The following is a 15,094-nucleotide window of genomic DNA, read 5'->3' as shown; positions in this document are numbered from 1 at the left end:
TCTGAGGAAGACACTCGCGTAATGATTGGCTTTATGCCATAACCAACATACTATTGATGGCTTTTTAGGTAATGACCTTTTAGCTGAACATTTTCAGTCTCAGTTATACTTGTTGCTTATCTTGATAGTGTGTATATGGAGGTTGCCGAGTGAAGTTCCCTAGTTTGATTTCGTTTATGCCGGGATTGGCGCAATTATTACAATATGAAAAGCAATGGCTTAGGGATGATGTGCGCGCAGGCTTATCCGTTGCCGCTGTGGCATTACCCGTAGCGATTGCTTATGCCCAGCTCACAGGTGTGAATGCTGCCGTGGGTTTGTATTCCTGCGTATTACCAATGTTGGTATACGCACTATTTGGCACCTCAAAACAATTAATCGTGGGTCCAGATGCGGCGACTTGTGCTGTTATCGCCGCGGTTGTCACGCCCCTAGCTGCAGGGGATAGTATGAAGCACTGGCAGTTAGTGATGACCATGACGGCCATGACAGGCTTTTGGTGCTTGATTGCGAGTCGCTTTAGGCTGGGGGTTCTCGCCGATTTTCTATCAAAACCGATTTTGATGGGGCTGCTTAATGGCGTTGCAATTACCATTATCGTGGGACAGTTTTCAAAAATATTCGGTTTTACCTTCGATGAGCGCTATTTAATTGAGCGCCTCAGCGGTGCGCCTTCTTACTTATCCAAAACCCATTGGCCGACATTGACTATGGGGATTGTGACGCTAGCGACTTATGCCTTAGTGAAACGGTTTCGCCCCCAATGGCCTGCTTCTATGTGCGCAATGGCGATGGCGGCTTTCCTTGTTTGGGTGTTTAACCTTACGAGCTTTGATATTAGCGTCGTCGGAGAAGTGACCTCAGGATTACCTTCATTTCAAGCGCCTGTATTTGATTTAGGTATCGCCCGTGAGCTTGTGGTACCAGCGCTTAACTTAGCCATGGTGAGCTTTGTGAGCATGATGTTGACGGCTCGAAGCTTTGCGGCAAAAAACGGTTACGATATAGATGCCGATAAAGAGTTCAGGGCGTTAGGAATAGCCAATATAGCGTCTGCCATATCTCAAGGTTTTGCGGTGAGCGGCGCGGATTCCCGCACTGCGGTTAATGATGCCAATGGTGGTAAGAGCCAGTTAGTGTCTATCATTGCGGCGGTATTGATTGGTGTTGTGGCGCTATTTTTCACTGCGCCTTTGAAGTTTATCCCCAGTGCCGCCTTAGGTGTGGTGCTGGTAATTGCCTCTATCTCGCTTATCGATTTAAAGTCACTGTGGAATCTGCGAGTGCGGGATAGGTCTGCTTTTCTACTTGCCTGTATCACCTTGTTCTCTGTGTTGTTTATTGGGGTTATCCCTGGGATAACCTTGGCTGTATTACTGGGTTTATTCCAGTTCCTCGCTACTGTGATGCGGCCTACGGATCAAGTGCTTGGTTTAGATCATAAGGGCGTTATCCGCAGTGTCGATGAATCGGGTAAAGCTAAATCGGTTCCAGGAGTATTTATATATCGCTTTAATTCGCCGTTAACTTACTTTAATGCGACGTATTTTAAGCGCCGTTTACTGGAAAAGTTTATTCGGGAATCTGAGCCGGTCGATTGCATCATTATTGATGCAGTGCCTTGTTTTACCCATTTGGATTTAAGTGTGATGGCCATGTTGGCTGATTTGCATCAACTGCTTAAAAAACGTGGCGTTCGTTTAGTGCTTGCGGGACGTAAACGGCAGATGCTGAGTTGGTTTGAGCAAGCGGGTATGCAGACAGGGGAAGGCGGCATTTTGATCCGACCAGATTTGTATCTCGCCCTTAAAATGAATCAAAGCTATAAACAAGCCTTGGCTGAAGGGCAAGCGCCTGTGATCCAAAAAGTTCCTGATGACTCGGTATTGTTGCACAGTCATTTGTAGTTAACTGTCATGCCTTGTTTGATTAAACTGGGTCGTAAAAATAGCGCAGCTTAAGGTTGCGCTATTTTTTTCTTAATTTGATAAGTAAATCAATTGGATGACTAGCTTTTTGAAGGTATTCAGTTTTACCATTTAGTCTTTGAGAATTCTATCTAGGGGAATAAAACCGTGAAAACCATAATAACCCATAGGGCCGAGTATCAGACTCAGTAGGCACCATAAGCACTTTTTGTTGGTGCTGAGATCCACTTTACTCTTGAAAGCCCGAAGGGCAAATAGACAATGCAATAGCACCAGGCCCCCAAGCATAATAACGATATTAATATCCATATTTTCCAACTGTCTTATCCTTGTGTTCTATCATTCACGTCCTTGAGTCTTTAGGCGTGGTTACTTTTCTTGAGAAGATTGTCTAGCTTCGATTAGCTAAATTAGTTACCTAGTGGCAAATACCTTACTCGAATATTTTACCGATGGCTATAACATAAAATAAAAATAATCTTTAAATCTTATTGGCTTACACGTCTCCTAACAAGCAAATTGGAGAATGGCTAGCGTCCCAGATCACATATTTTTCCATCGCACGAATAAATATTTCACTCGAAATAAGTCGATTTAGCCAAGCGGCGACTCGCGGAAAATCATCACTAAGTGCACGTTTAAGATCCACTGCGGCAAATTGGCGTACAAAAGGTACGATTGCGTAGTCGGCAAGGCGAGGTGTATCGGCGACTAAAAAGGGGTGTTGCCCTAAGCATGTTTCAAGTTGCAGGAGGAAATGACTCGCCTGCTGATAATAATAAGCTTGCGTTTGCTCAGGGTAACGGTCGGCATATTTATAGCGGTCAAGCCATGGTTTAAATTGTTGATCATTTTGTGTGATAAGCTGTGCCATTTTATCTTCAATAGCAGGATTTTGCTGACACAATAGATCTAAGGGGTCTGCTTGCGTGAGTGCCCAGCGCATGATCTCAAGACTTTCGGCAATCACCTCACCGTTTGCTAGTACTAATACCGGCACAGTCCCCTTAGGTGAGGCAGCTAGCATTTGTGGTGGTTTGGCTTTAAGGGTGATTTCACGGACTTCAACATTGCATTGGGCTAATAAGAGTCCCAAACGTGCTCGCATAGCATAGGGGCAACGGCGGAAGGTGTATAAGACGGCTAGCGTCATTCGGATTTCCTCTACTGTACGGCGCTATTGCGATGGAAGTTGATGCGACTAAAGCTGACGTCAGCATGTTTATTGACGACGCGAGTATGCCAATGCAAATGTTGCGTGCCAATCATGCAATATTCAAAGGGCGCAGATGGTAACGCTTTCATACTGGGATTTCTGTTTAATTTGCCATCATAGAATGATTTTTCTCACCACTGTGCGTAAAGAATTAAAGACCCTGTATTTTATCTGTGTTTATCTTGCTGTGACTCAGGTAGAATTCCGCGCTATTTTTGGGATCTGCAGCAAGGCTGCAGATGATTGATTTGTTTATGCACTGGAAATTAAGTTCCAGCCAGCAAAGAGGGTGTTATGGCTAAAGTTGTCGTATGTGCGTTATATAAATTCGTGTCGTTACCGCATTTTGAATCTATCCGAGCGCCATTGCTTGCTATGATGGAACAGGCCGAGATCAAAGGCACTCTGCTCCTCGCAAGTGAAGGGATCAATGGCACAGTTGCTGGCACTCAAGAAGCTATTGAAGCGTTATTAGTGTGGCTTAATAGCCAAAATGGCCTAGATAATATCGTTCACAAGTTATCATTTGACGATGAAATGCCGTTCTACCGCACTAAAGTCAAACTGAAAAACGAAATCGTGACTATGGGCGTTGAAGGTATTGACCCACTTAAAGTGGTTGGCACCTATGTGAAGCCTCAAGATTGGAATGCGCTGATTTCTGATCCGGACGTGATTTTAGTCGACACCCGTAACGACTATGAAGTGCAAATCGGCACTTTCAAAAATGCCATTAATCCTGTGACTGAAACCTTCAGAGAATTCCCTGAATATGTGAAGCAGAATCTTGATCCTGCTAAACATAAGAAGGTCGCCATGTTCTGTACTGGCGGTATTCGCTGTGAGAAATCAACTGCTTATTTAAAAGAGCAAGGCTTTGACGAGGTCTATCATCTCGAAGGTGGTATTCTTAAATACCTTGAAGAAGTCAAAGCGGAAGAAAGCCTGTGGGAAGGCGAGTGCTTTGTATTTGATAACCGCGTTGCGGTAAATCATGACTTGAAGAAAGGCCAATACGATCAATGTAATGCTTGTCGTATGCCAATCACCGAAGCTGAAAAACAGAGTCCTGCCTATGTGCAAGGTGTCAGTTGCCCACATTGTATCGATAAAATTTCTGACGAGCAGCGTAAACGTTTCGTTGAGCGTGAACGTCAAGTGAATCTGGCTAAAGCCCGTAATGAAGCGCATATCGGTAGCGATGTGAATCAAGTGATTGAAGCGCGCCGTGAGAAAAAAGAAGCGCAGCGTCGACTCGCCGCCGAGAAAAATAACGCGAAAAAATCGCAAGCGCTTTAACTTTATATGCCATTAGATGGGTCGTGAGTGAGTTCGTCGTGAGTTAGTCATGAGCTTGTTTCTCACTCAGGCCGCTTTCACATGGCTCTCACAGTGAATATGGCTTGCACTCTGGCCCGACTCGTTCGGGCCATTTTTTTATGCCGATTTTAGTTTTAGTGTGTTTAGTGTGAATGTGCTTTAACTCATTTTTAAACCATTATTTATCATAGCGCTATGCAGAAAACCTTAAATTTATGATAACTTTCAGTCGCTAGTATTAAAAACGTTAGTATTAAAAACGCTAGCATTTCAAAAAAGTCGAGTGCTATATACGAAGGGAGCGATTCAGTGCAAGGTAGGCAAAGCGCATGAGCATTTGGAAAGAGCTATACGATATTTTTGATAAGGAACGCAGTCGCTGGCAGCAATCGAGCGCCAGTAAGCAGGCGATTGCCTTTGAATTAAAAGCCAATTTGGGTTTTCTGGCCGATGCGTTAAGCAGCGGTTTATCGCAAAGCGCGATCGCCAGCGGTTTAGAATGCAGTATTTTTGAGGCAAAACTGAAAGAGGGCGCAGCACTCACTGCGTTAAATCACCGTAAAGTGACACTGAAATTTATTGGTGAATTTGCCGAGTTTGCTAAGTATGTCGGTAAAGAGAACGACGCTTTAGTCGAGAATGCTTACGCTAGAATCAAATCACTGCAGAAGTTAGTCGCGGCAGAGCCCGATAAAAATTATGATCTTAAGATTAAATCCCTGTTTCGCTTTTTAGTCTTTTTAGTGGCGCACCTTGAGGAGCAGCCATTGAGTCGCACATCAGCGAAAAAAGCCTAAGGCTGATGAGTAGCATTGGCTAGCTTGTTATTTGAGAGACAAAAAAGGCGCCTGTGGCGCCTTTTCTATGTTTGCGAACGTCATTGCTCAGTGTTTATAGCACAGTCTTTAAAAGGCGTGTTCAAGAGCCATCTTTAGACTCACTCTTTAAAAGCCGCCATTGAGCTTAGCCCCTAGGTGGTTCAGTTTTGCTTTGATCTGCTTTATTGGGTTCTGAGTCCGCAGAACCTGGCTTGTTTGAAGCCGCATCGGCATCATTGTCTGCTGCCGAAGGCTTCGCAGTACTTGACTTTATCTGCTTATCTTTACCATGTTGACCGAACTGCGGCAGTTTGAACTTAGCACTGTACTTCAACGCAGCAAGATTGCTGGCGATGACACCGACGATCAAAATAATAATGATCCAGACTTCTAAGGTCGACATACTCAGCTCCTGTTTCGAATTGACTCGCGCACACCTAACGGGCGATTAATCAACCGCTAAACGTTGCTCACATTTACGAATGTCTTCTGGCGTATCAACTTCAATAGAATCAAAGGCGCTAATGGCGATTTTGATTTTATGGCCGTACTCTAATGCACGTAATTGCTCGAGTTTTTCCAGATCTTCTAGGCGACCTAATGGTAGGGCGGCGAAGGCCTGTACGAATTTGCGTGTATAAGCATACACACCTAAGTGCTTATAAACGGGGTAATCTTGAGTATCGCGGCCAAAAGGAATACGCGAACGAGAGAAATACAAGGCGTAGTTGTTGTTATCGAACACCATCTTCACATGCATAGGATCGCCAAGCTCGGCTTTATTGACGATTTCAAAGCCTAAGGTTGCCATTTCAAACTCACCAGGGTGACGCTCGAAGAGGCTGATGACTTGCTCGATAGAGGTTGGGTCAATAAGAGGTTGATCGCCCTGTAGGTTGATCACTAAGTCGTCATCTTTTAGTCCCAGTTGGTTTATTGCATCATTGATACGATCTGTACCCGAGGCTGCATCTGGGCTGGTCATGACTACTTTGCCGCCAAAACCTTCAACGGCCGCTTTAATGCGATCATCATCGGTAGCGACGTAAATATTGGTGAGGCCTTTGGCTAACGACGCGCGTTCATACACGTGTTGGATCATTGGCTTGCCGTTAATCGGGGCTAAGGGTTTGCCCGGGAAGCGGCTTGAACCGTAACGAGCCGGGATTAACAGAGTCACATTCATCAAATTATCCTACTTTTATCAAAGATATACAGTGTAGATATACAATGCATATAGACAAAAGGGCTCACAATTGAGCCCTTTTAACATGTGTTAGAGCTTAGATGCGACGGAACAGGGCTGTCAACATTTCATCTGTGACTTTCTCTTCCCAACCCGCGCCGTAAACGTTAGCCCATAGTGGACCCATGCTCTTAGTCACGGCAACCATTTTCGCTATGGTTTCGTCTGGCAGATCTTTACAGATGTTCTTCGGCAGCGTGATGTTATGTTTCTTCATCATCAGACGGAACTCTTCAACGCCTTCTGGATAGAATTCTTCTAACACATCAAAGGCGATACAGTTGCCGATACCGTGGTGGTAACCCAGGATATAGGACAGACCGTAAGAAACCGCATGACAGGCACCCACTTGGCTATAAGCTATGCTCATGCCGCCCATGAAAGACGCCATCATTAGCTTGTCGTCTTTTTCTACGTGGTCGTCTAAGTACACTTGGCGACATAAATCCATCGCTTTTTCAGCGTAGGATTTAGAGAACTCGTTTAAGAAGGTACCTTGTAACGATTCAACACAGTGGATATAGCAATCCATACCTGTGTAGAACCATTGGTCCGTTTCCACGCCTTCGATTAACTCAGAATCCATGATGATTTGATCGAATACTGTGTAATCTGAGTTCAGGCCTAGCTTACGTACTGGACCACATAATACGGCGGTGCGTGACGCTTCTGCACCAGTACCAGAAATCGTTGGGATACCAATGTGGTGTATCGCTGGGTTCTTGATTAAGTCCCAACCTTGATACATAGCAGAGCCACCTGGGTTTGTCAGCATCAGCGATACTGCTTTAGCCACGTCCATGGTTGAACCGCCACCTAAACCGACGACGCTCACTGGCAGTTTGCTATTGAAAGCTTGAACTTGTTCAGTCAGGGCATCGATTTGAATTGTGCTTGGCTCTTCATCAACGTTAACCCAAATCACCATGTCTTGTGCTTTAGCTGGAATGCGGCCCTCAAGGGCTTTGCCTTGATGCACGTCATCGACTAAAAACACCACGAAGTCGTCGGCGGTTTTACGTTCAGCAGCTAACACTTCATCCAGTTGGACGAATGAGCCACGGCCGAAGATCATTTTTTCAACTACTTTAAAATTCTTAAAACTCATTGCAACAAACTCCCGTAGAATTATTGGGCAAATGCTTTCTTGATGTTTTCGATACGCTCGGCGATCTGAGCATCGGTCCAAGACAACTTGATGAGCATAGAAATCGTGCGGCTCATAATGGCATCGGATTTAGGCACAGAAACTTGAGTATAGTCAGGTCTGTCGGCGATTAATGTGATTGGCAACGCAGCAGATGCCTTAAGCTCCTGAATGTGTTTCCAGTTTTTCAAATAATGCCAGTTGTTTACATACCAGTAGAAGCAGCCATCAACGCCGTTTTCAGCCAGTTTTTTGCTGATTTCTTGCGTGCGCGCTTCGGTTGGCAACATAAAGGTTAAGAAGCCAGCCGAGTCGCCTTCTGGATCTGGGATCTGGCGGAAGGTGACTTCTGGGATAGCGGCCATTGCATCTTTAATGGTCTTTTTGTTTTTACGTTGAATATCGATAATGGTATCGAGTTTACGTAACTGCGCTAATCCTAAGGCGGCATTCATTTCCGAAATACGGAAGTTCAAGCCAATGATAGGGTGTGACTCTGCACCGCGGTCTTTACCAATATGGTCATGGCCGTGATCTGAGAACATGTGCGCATTGTTGTAGATTTCTGTGTTGTTAGTGATCACAGCGCCACCTTCACCACAGGTGATGGTTTTGACTGAATCGAATGAGTAACAACCCACATCCCCGATAGTACCTAGGGCTTGGCCCTTGTAGCTACCACCGATGGCTTGGCAAGCATCTTCTAAAATCAGTAAGTTATGTTTTTTACAGACGGCTTTGATCTCGTCCATCTTCGCCATAGAACCGCACATGTGCACTAAGTTGATGGCTTTAGTGCGTGGGGTAATCGCGGCTTCGATACCTTCTGGAGATAAACACAATGTCTCATCGATTTCGGCAAAAATCGGAATAGCGCCTGCCATAAAAATTGCTTCAACTGAGGCTACAAAGGTAAAAGGTGGCACGATAACTTCATCGCCAGCACCAATGCCTGCAGCCATCATGGCCGTTTGCAGCGCAGCAGTACCGCTTGATAAAAGGTGAGCATGCTTCACGTTCATCTTCTCGCACAGTAGTTGCTCCATATCGCGCGTCTTCCAGCGATCATTACGCATATGGTCGAAGTTGTAACGGAAGGTAAAACCGTTTTCCATAACGTCAGCGACTTCCTGCTTCTCTTCAGGACCAAATAATTCAAAACCGGGCATGGAAGGTATCTCCTTAGAATTTGTGGCGCATAGGTCGCCTGCAATTAACTGGCGGATTATAACTGGCGTAATAGACCCTTGCGATGTTTTATTGCTGAAAATTGTCATGGAAAAAGAAAAACCTGCACAGGGGCAGGTTTTATCTGAGCATAGATGACACTCAGCTAAGGGTTGAAAGCCTATATTCAGGCTGTTAGCGTGGATTGGCTAAACCATGTTCACGGTCAACCGTGACATCTAAATCTGTCAGTAAACCGTTATCAATGCCGTAAATCCAGCCGTGTACCGCCACTTCTTGGCCGCGATCCCAAGCTTCTTGCACTATGGTTGAACTGGTCACATTAGCAACCTGCTCAATCACGTTTAGCTCGCACAGGCGATCAAAACGTTTGGCTTCGTCCATCTGTTGTAATTCTTCCTGATAAATACGATAGATATCACGTAAATGCCCGAGCCAGTTATCGATGAGTCCTAAGCGTTGCTGACCCATGGCCGCGCGCACACCACCACAGCCGTAGTGACCCACCACCATAATATGCTTCACCTTGAGCACATCGACGGCGTATTGCAGTACAGATAAGCAGTTAAGATCGGTATGGATCACCATGTTGGCGATATTACGGTGAACAAAGACTTCACCGGGCATAAGATCAATGATTTGGTTTGAGGGTACGCGACTATCTGAGCAGCCAATCCACAGGTATTCAGGATGTTGCTGTTTCGCTAATTGTTCAAAAAAATCAGGATTTTCTTGGCGTATACGTCCGGCCCAGCGGCGGTTATTGTCGAATAAAGGTTTGAGTAGTTTCATTTTAACCTATTGTTTTATTGACATATAAAATGTCTTCTCATGCTCTAATTCATGCAAGCAGCACATTTTTAGCAAGAGTATACCAGCAAATTTGGCTCTGCTGGTCTATCCAATTAAGGTTTGAATCAGGATATTGAAAAATCGAGATTATTTTTTCTTAACAGTACTGCAAATGGATAAGCCCTCTCTGAGGGGGCAAGCACCATTTGATAGTGTGTTTGTTTATATCGCGCTAATGCTGAGTGGAAACCTTGTCCGCCACAGATTAAGGCGGACAAGGATGATGCCGTATGGGTTAGAACTTACTGATCACTTTCACGCTGTCGTTTACTTCGCTGACGTCAACAAATCCGATCATATTGGGATTGGCGGCAATCAATGCGAGCATTTCAGCGCTGGAGTCGACGACTTTGGGCGGTTGACCTTGGCCTGAAAAGACCAGTTTTGACCAATAGGCTTTTAACTGACTCTCGGTTTTATTAAGGATCTGTTTAACAAAAGCATCACGTGCGGGCGTGCCTTCAGGTTGATCGAGTGCGACGACAGTGCCACCACTGGGGAAAGACTTGAGTTTGCCTAAATAGATCCGTGAAATATCCGCAGCGCTAATTTCTGACGTATTAGAAGGGTGCACCACGACGGCAATTTCGGCTTGAACACAGGCACTGCCAAATAGAAGCGCACTGGCGACTAAGGTTTTTATCATCAACCGAGAACTTATTAATAGTTTCATGCTTAACTCCTTAAAAAACTAAGTCTATTGCCATACTCAGCAACTGTTCATCGGAGGACGGTTTGTCATTACTGTAGTTGGTGTACTCTAGTTTCAGTGCGGCAGAAGGATGGAAATCCCAGCGGGTACCTATGATGTAGTAGGCGCTGTCTTCCTGTTGTGCTTCAAGCGCCGCTTGTGTACCAAAAACAAGCGGTGCGAGTGCAGCTTGGTTTGCCGGTGGCAGACCATTGTAAACAGGTAACATAGCGTCATAGGCATCGTATTGGGGCTCACCTTTATCAATACCGTAGGTTAAGTGGAAGGTGAAATCGTGATAGCGGATCCCGCCGGAAACAAAGGCTGAATCTTGAATATTAAAGCTACTGGGATCGACATCAATTCGTGTGTATTCGGCCAAAATAAACCATTTTTCAGCATCATATTTAACGTTAGCGCCAATGAGTAACGCGCTGTCATTAATTGGTAAAAGATCATCAACCACTTGCTGAGTAAAGAGTCCGGTTTGAGAAATTGCATTGCCTAAGCCAAGCAGTGCGGGTAATTCGTAGGAGAAATCGGTAACTATGCCAATATTTAAACCGTACTCAAACCCATAGGTTACAAAGTTAAAGTTCATTATGTGGCCCTCGGCGGAGAAGGGCGCAGGAGGCGTTGATGAACCCGTAGGCGAGTAGTCAGAAACTGAAGTGGTAATGTATTTATAGGTCAAACCTACTTCGGTATCTCCCCATAAATCGGCATAAACTAAGCCTACACCTTCACCTGAATTAAATGGCAGTGAATAAACTCCGCGGGGCGGAGTGATCCAATGATAGGCATAGCCTACATCAATATAATCGGAGTATTTATAGAGATTAAAACGTTGGCGACCTGCCATAAGCATAAGTTTGTCGCTGATGTCATAGGAGATATAAGCCCATTCGAATTCAGCGCTATAATCGTTACTGCCTCTGGATAGCACTTGTGCAGTCGCTCTTAAGCCACTACCAAGATCGGCGGTAAATTGTAAGGCAACTTTGGAATCATTATTAAAATCGAGTTCTTTATCGTAACCATAATAGCTTTTATCGTCACTTAGACTCGAGCCCGCGACAATAGAGGCAAATCCATTTATTTGAACATCGGCATAAAGAGACGGTATATAAAGTGTGCTGAATACGCAGAGGGCAACTGTACTTTTTCTCATGGCAGAATACCTTGTTGAGGGAATACAGTATAAAGGTAGTTGATAATTAGTAGATTTCACCTTTGTGCAACATTTTTTAAGCCGCTTGGAACAAAAACAAGGTCTTTACTTGTTAATAGAGGTTTCACAGATGAGTTTAATGAAACGAGGCGTGCTCAATAACAGACTTTAATAAAGTAAAGCCTAATGTATTTATCCATAAAATAGGAATTAAGTATGGGTGAGCAATATTGATATAAGCATATCTTAGTAACATGTGCTAAGTAGAAATACTCATCTTCAAGATGCGAGTTTTCGCACCTTGAAGCGTAGATTTAGCGATTGATTAATAATGTTTAGCCAGAAAATCGGCTAAATGTTGGTTAATAAATTCCGCTTGTTCGAGAGTTGATATGTGTCCTGCCGCAGGAATATGCACAAGTTGGCTGCCGTCAATGGCATCACTCATCAGGTAACTTTCCAATACGCTGCGGGCCTTATCTTCCACGCCAGCCATGATGAGGCAGGGTAGCGTCAATTGCTCGGCGTATTCCATGGTATCGCGACGACCAAAAATCATTTGTCCAAGTTTAACTATCGTGGGGATTTGCTCCGCTGTGATACTGGTAAGGGACTGTTCAAAGCCCGTAACCAGTTCGGGAGTGTTATTCGCGGCATCATTGGCGAAGAATAAAGGTGAAATTGCACTGATCAGCGGCGCAGGGATCGCCTTAGCGGCGGTAATCATATCCAGCATGCCATCATATTTCGCACGGGTGACTTCGGGTTCGAAACCGATAAAACTGTTGAGCATAACGAGGGTTTTAACTCTTGTTGGTGCTTTCAGTACCAATTCTGCGCCCCACATAGCACCGACAGATTGTCCGACAACACTAAAGTGAGTTATCTCAAGAGCATCCATTAGCTCAAGCATTTGATCGGCAATATCGAGTAGCGTTTTGCAGTTATTGGGCAGTAAATCTGACTGACCATGGCCCCAAAGTTCAGGCACTATGCAGCGATACTGGGCGCTTAAGGTGGCAATTTGAGGCGCCCACATAGCGCTATCCCATAAATAACTGTGCCCAAACAACAATACAGGGCCTGAGCCGACATCAAGGTAACTTAATTTTCGATCGGCAATAACAAGCTGCTGACGGTGTGAAGAAAAATCCATAAAACCTACTTTATCAAATATATCATTGTGTTAAACCGCATTTTGGCGCCAATTTTGACGATATAGCGCTATGCTTAACCTGTGTTGACTGATCTTGGCGAGTATTTCGTGATTAGGGCTGAGCGATACGCAGCACGTATTCATCTATTAGATTGTCTAATCGGGCGAGTACTGCATCTTTTAGCAACATATCACTGTTTTCTAACAGGATTGCCAGTTCGGCACGATCGAATTGTGGCAACAATAACTGTGCTACAGGGAAATAGCTGATGTGCCAAGGCTCAGGACTTACCGCACTTTGTCCCTGCTGAAACGGGAAGTAAAAGCCAAAATCATGGGCATTTTCTACCAGCCAAGCATGTAATTTAGCGCAGGGACCACCCTGAACATATTCAGCTTCAACAAGGCGCAGGGCTTTAACATCAATTTGAGCCGCATCGAACACATCGAGATCGGTACCCCAATGGTGGCGTGAAGCGCCGGGCAACGCCGACCAGAGCAAAATCAAGTCAACTATGGCATCGTCACTTAAGCCCTGAATATTGACCGGTAACTCATTGGCATCCAATACCGCGCGTTTACCGCTAGCCTTGGCATTCCAAATTGCCAGTTGCCGTTCAAAGGGACGATGTGCCGAGCAAATCGCGAGTTTTATGCCCGCATCTTCAGCTTTTGCCGCCATAGACTTAAAGGCGATAGCTGTGTTCTCCTCTAACCCAAAGCTATGATAACCAAGGTGATACGGGCTTAAATAATCCACCAATTCAGGGGAGCTTAAGCCGTAAAGCTTTGCGGTTTCGGGACGGATCTTCAGATGTGCTAACACAGTAATTGTTCCAAAATGACTTCATAACACAGAGCTAACTGCTCAAGGTCATCCACTTTAACGCATTCATTCACTTTATGAATGGTGGCGTTGACAGGGCCAAGCTCTAACACTTTGGCGCCCGTTGGCGCGATAAAGCGACCGTCTGACGTGCCGCCTGTGGTTTGTGGATCGGTTTCATAACCTGTGACTTGGCGGATCGCGATACGGGTTGCATCTAATAACGGGCCATCACCGGTTAAAAATGGTAGGCCATTGAAAATCCAGCTGATATCGTAATCTAGCTCATAGGCTTTCAGTAGAGTTTCAACTCGCTCAATCAAGATTTCGGCGGTCACTTCGGTGGAGTAACGGAAGTTAAACATCACTTCCAGTGCGCCAGGGATCACATTTGATGCACCTGTGCCGCCATTAATATTGGCGATTTGGAAGCTGGTGGGCGGAAAGAACTCATTGCCAATATCCCAGTGCATTTGACTTAGCTCGGCTAAGAAAGGCGCGGCTTTGTGGATTGGATTATCGGCAAGGTGTGGATAGGCCACGTGACCTTGAATGCCTTTCACGGTTAAGTTGCCGGTTAAACTGCCGCGGCGACCATTTTTGACCACATCGCCCAGCTTTAGGGTTGATGAGGGTTCGCCGACTAATGCCCAAGTGATCTTCTCGTTGCGCGCTTCTAAGGTATCAATGACTCGCGTCGTGCCGTTGATGAATGGACCTTCTTCATCGCTGGTGATCAAAAAGGCGATAGAGCCATGATGATCGGGATGTTTAGCCACAAACCGCTCGGTGGCAATGATCATAGCCGCCAGTGAGCCTTTCATGTCCGCTGCGCCTCGGCCATATAAGTAGCCATCAATGATGGTGGGCACAAAAGGCGGCGTGTGCCAGCGGCTCACATCGCCTGTCGGCACAACGTCTGTGTGACCCGCAAAACAAAAAACGGGGCCTTCATTACCACGGCGAGCCCACATATTGGTGGTGTCTTCAAATACCATAGGTTCGATATTAAAGCCGATGGCGCTGAGTCTTTCAGCCATTAAGGTTTGGCAGCCTTCATCAAGCGGTGTTACCGAAGGGCGGGCGATCAGCGCTTTTGTTAGTTCTGTAACGGGATAATTGTCTGCTGGCATCATACTGAGAATACTCTTTTATAGGCGGCTTCATCAAAGCCAATCAGCACTTGTTCACCGACGACCAAGACGGGGCGTTTGATCAGTGTCGGTTGCGCCAGCATAAGTTGAATGGCTTTGGCTTGATCGATATTGGTTTTATCTGCGTCACTGAGGGCACGAAAGCTTGTGCTGCGCTTATTGAATACGGTTTCCCAGCCTGAGGTTTTACACCAGAATTCGAGGTCTTCTTGACGTAGGCCGTCATCTCTAAAATCATGGAAATGAACTGGAAGTTGATGATTTTCAATCCATTTACGTGCTTTACGCACTGTATCGCAATTCTTAATACCGTAGAGGGTCAAAATGATGCTCCAGTGTGGATGGACGCTTGGCTTGCAAGCATTGATTTTGCTGGCATTG

Annotated in this window: 17 protein-coding genes; 3 read left to right on the top strand and 14 right to left on the bottom strand. The window is 45.3% G+C overall.

Translation table 11 applies throughout. The annotated features are described in order from the left end of the window. Positions 1 to 149 precede the first annotated feature (149 nt). Positions 150 to 1,907 (top strand): SulP family inorganic anion transporter, encoded by a 1,758-nt coding sequence (locus L5M38_RS03710; protein ID WP_105252613.1) that lies wholly within the window; start codon positions 150 to 152, stop codon positions 1,905 to 1,907. A gap of 132 nt (positions 1,908 to 2,039) precedes the next feature. Here the strand turns inward: L5M38_RS03710 and L5M38_RS03705 are convergent, their stop codons facing one another. The 3 genes from L5M38_RS03705 to L5M38_RS03695 form a co-directional block, all read right to left on the bottom strand. After that, positions 2,040 to 2,237 carry a hypothetical protein gene (locus tag L5M38_RS03705; RefSeq protein WP_028760072.1) on the bottom strand — a complete coding sequence of 66 codons (198 nt, stop codon included), beginning with the start codon at positions 2,235 to 2,237 and terminating at the stop codon, positions 2,040 to 2,042. Positions 2,238 to 2,424: 187 nt separating this feature from the next. Then, a complete protein-coding gene (locus tag L5M38_RS03700; protein ID WP_263178398.1) occupies positions 2,425 to 3,081 on the bottom strand; it encodes a glutathione S-transferase in 657 nt (218 codons plus the stop codon). Between the two features lie 11 nt (positions 3,082 to 3,092). Beyond that, a complete protein-coding gene (locus L5M38_RS03695) occupies positions 3,093 to 3,233 on the bottom strand; it encodes a hypothetical protein (protein ID WP_263178397.1) in 141 nt (46 codons plus the stop codon). A 205-nt stretch (positions 3,234 to 3,438) separates the two neighbouring features. Here L5M38_RS03695 and L5M38_RS03690 point away from each other — a divergent pair, with 205 nt between their 5' ends. After that, positions 3,439 to 4,443 carry a rhodanese-related sulfurtransferase gene (locus L5M38_RS03690; protein ID WP_028760070.1) on the top strand — a complete coding sequence of 335 codons (1,005 nt, stop codon included), beginning with the start codon at positions 3,439 to 3,441 and terminating at the stop codon, positions 4,441 to 4,443. A gap of 350 nt (positions 4,444 to 4,793) precedes the next feature. Continuing rightward, positions 4,794 to 5,261, top strand: coding sequence for a hypothetical protein (locus L5M38_RS03685; protein ID WP_263178396.1), 468 nt, complete (start codon positions 4,794 to 4,796; stop codon positions 5,259 to 5,261). Between the two features lie 166 nt (positions 5,262 to 5,427). Here L5M38_RS03685 and L5M38_RS03680 read toward each other — a convergent pair whose 3' ends face one another. The 11 genes from L5M38_RS03680 to L5M38_RS03630 all read right to left on the bottom strand — a co-directional run bounded on the left by L5M38_RS03680 (position 5,428) and on the right by L5M38_RS03630 (position 15,036). Further along, positions 5,428 to 5,685, bottom strand: a complete 258-nt coding sequence (locus L5M38_RS03680) for a DUF2897 family protein (protein WP_105252608.1) — start codon at positions 5,683 to 5,685, stop codon at positions 5,428 to 5,430. Between the two features lie 45 nt (positions 5,686 to 5,730). Beyond that, positions 5,731 to 6,468 carry an 8-amino-3,8-dideoxy-manno-octulosonate cytidylyltransferase KdsB gene (gene kdsB / locus L5M38_RS03675; protein ID WP_263178394.1) on the bottom strand — a complete coding sequence of 246 codons (738 nt, stop codon included), beginning with the start codon at positions 6,466 to 6,468 and terminating at the stop codon, positions 5,731 to 5,733. Between the two features lie 97 nt (positions 6,469 to 6,565). Further along, the gene (gene kdnB, locus L5M38_RS03670) at positions 6,566 to 7,636 is read right to left on the bottom strand and encodes a 3-deoxy-alpha-D-manno-octulosonate 8-oxidase KdnB (protein WP_263138716.1); all 1,071 of its coding nucleotides are present in this window, start codon (positions 7,634 to 7,636) and stop codon (positions 6,566 to 6,568) included. Positions 7,637 to 7,656: 20 nt separating this feature from the next. Then, positions 7,657 to 8,844 carry an 8-amino-3,8-dideoxy-alpha-D-manno-octulosonate transaminase KdnA gene (gene kdnA, locus L5M38_RS03665; RefSeq protein ID WP_028760065.1) on the bottom strand — a complete coding sequence of 396 codons (1,188 nt, stop codon included), beginning with the start codon at positions 8,842 to 8,844 and terminating at the stop codon, positions 7,657 to 7,659. A 193-nt stretch (positions 8,845 to 9,037) separates the two neighbouring features. Beyond that, positions 9,038 to 9,655: a carbonate dehydratase gene (can, locus tag L5M38_RS03660; RefSeq protein ID WP_028760064.1), complete on the bottom strand. Its 618-nt coding sequence runs from the start codon at positions 9,653 to 9,655 to the stop codon at positions 9,038 to 9,040. Positions 9,656 to 9,950: 295 nt separating this feature from the next. Beyond that, positions 9,951 to 10,388 carry a phosphate ABC transporter substrate-binding protein gene (locus L5M38_RS03655; protein ID WP_105252606.1) on the bottom strand — a complete coding sequence of 146 codons (438 nt, stop codon included), beginning with the start codon at positions 10,386 to 10,388 and terminating at the stop codon, positions 9,951 to 9,953. 10 nt (positions 10,389 to 10,398) lie between these two features. Continuing rightward, the gene (locus L5M38_RS03650) at positions 10,399 to 11,577 is read right to left on the bottom strand and encodes a porin (RefSeq protein WP_263178393.1); all 1,179 of its coding nucleotides are present in this window, start codon (positions 11,575 to 11,577) and stop codon (positions 10,399 to 10,401) included. 325 nt (positions 11,578 to 11,902) lie between these two features. Beyond that, on the bottom strand, positions 11,903 to 12,733 hold the full coding sequence (locus L5M38_RS03645; protein WP_263178392.1) for an alpha/beta fold hydrolase: 831 nt from the start codon (positions 12,731 to 12,733) through the stop codon (positions 11,903 to 11,905). 112 nt (positions 12,734 to 12,845) lie between these two features. Next, on the bottom strand, positions 12,846 to 13,559 hold the full coding sequence (locus L5M38_RS03640; RefSeq protein ID WP_219233650.1) for a M15 family metallopeptidase: 714 nt from the start codon (positions 13,557 to 13,559) through the stop codon (positions 12,846 to 12,848). After that, on the bottom strand, positions 13,553 to 14,692 hold the full coding sequence (gene dapE, locus L5M38_RS03635) for a succinyl-diaminopimelate desuccinylase (protein WP_263178415.1): 1,140 nt from the start codon (positions 14,690 to 14,692) through the stop codon (positions 13,553 to 13,555). Before dapE ends, L5M38_RS03640 begins: the two co-directional genes overlap by 7 nt. After that, positions 14,692 to 15,036: an ArsC family reductase gene (locus L5M38_RS03630; protein WP_263178389.1), complete on the bottom strand. Its 345-nt coding sequence runs from the start codon at positions 15,034 to 15,036 to the stop codon at positions 14,692 to 14,694. The genes dapE and L5M38_RS03630 overlap by 1 nt, the downstream gene beginning before the upstream one ends. Between the last annotated feature and the right edge of the window lie 58 nt (positions 15,037 to 15,094).

The sequence above is a fragment of the Shewanella sp. SM101 genome (genome assembly GCF_025654465.1).
Classification (GTDB): Bacteria; Pseudomonadota; Gammaproteobacteria; order Enterobacterales; family Shewanellaceae; genus Shewanella; species Shewanella oncorhynchi.
This window is presented reverse-complemented; position numbering and strand designations above follow the sequence as displayed.

Bases quoted from the DNA above. Each gene is read 5' to 3' on its own strand.
- L5M38_RS03705 (WP_028760072.1), bottom strand. From the start codon at position 2,237: ATGGATATTAATATCGTTATTATGCTTGGGGGCCTGGTGCTATTGCAT.
- L5M38_RS03700 (WP_263178398.1), bottom strand. From the start codon at position 3,081: ATGACGCTAGCCGTCTTATACACCTTCCGCCGTTGCCCCTATGCTATG.
- L5M38_RS03695 (WP_263178397.1), bottom strand. From the start codon at position 3,233: ATGAAAGCGTTACCATCTGCGCCCTTTGAATATTGCATGATTGGCACG.
- L5M38_RS03690 (WP_028760070.1), top strand. From the start codon at position 3,439: ATGGCTAAAGTTGTCGTATGTGCGTTATATAAATTCGTGTCGTTACCG.
- L5M38_RS03685 (WP_263178396.1), top strand. From the start codon at position 4,794: ATGAGCATTTGGAAAGAGCTATACGATATTTTTGATAAGGAACGCAGT.
- L5M38_RS03680 (WP_105252608.1), bottom strand. From the start codon at position 5,685: ATGTCGACCTTAGAAGTCTGGATCATTATTATTTTGATCGTCGGTGTC.
- kdsB (WP_263178394.1), bottom strand. From the start codon at position 6,468: ATGAATGTGACTCTGTTAATCCCGGCTCGTTACGGTTCAAGCCGCTTC.
- kdnB (WP_263138716.1), bottom strand. From the start codon at position 7,636: ATGAGTTTTAAGAATTTTAAAGTAGTTGAAAAAATGATCTTCGGCCGT.
- kdnA (WP_028760065.1), bottom strand. From the start codon at position 8,844: ATGCCCGGTTTTGAATTATTTGGTCCTGAAGAGAAGCAGGAAGTCGCT.
- can (WP_028760064.1), bottom strand. From the start codon at position 9,655: ATGAAACTACTCAAACCTTTATTCGACAATAACCGCCGCTGGGCCGGA.
- L5M38_RS03655 (WP_105252606.1), bottom strand. From the start codon at position 10,388: ATGAAACTATTAATAAGTTCTCGGTTGATGATAAAAACCTTAGTCGCC.
- L5M38_RS03650 (WP_263178393.1), bottom strand. From the start codon at position 11,577: ATGAGAAAAAGTACAGTTGCCCTCTGCGTATTCAGCACACTTTATATA.
- L5M38_RS03645 (WP_263178392.1), bottom strand. From the start codon at position 12,733: ATGGATTTTTCTTCACACCGTCAGCAGCTTGTTATTGCCGATCGAAAA.
- dapE (WP_263178415.1), bottom strand. From the start codon at position 14,692: ATGCCAGCAGACAATTATCCCGTTACAGAACTAACAAAAGCGCTGATC.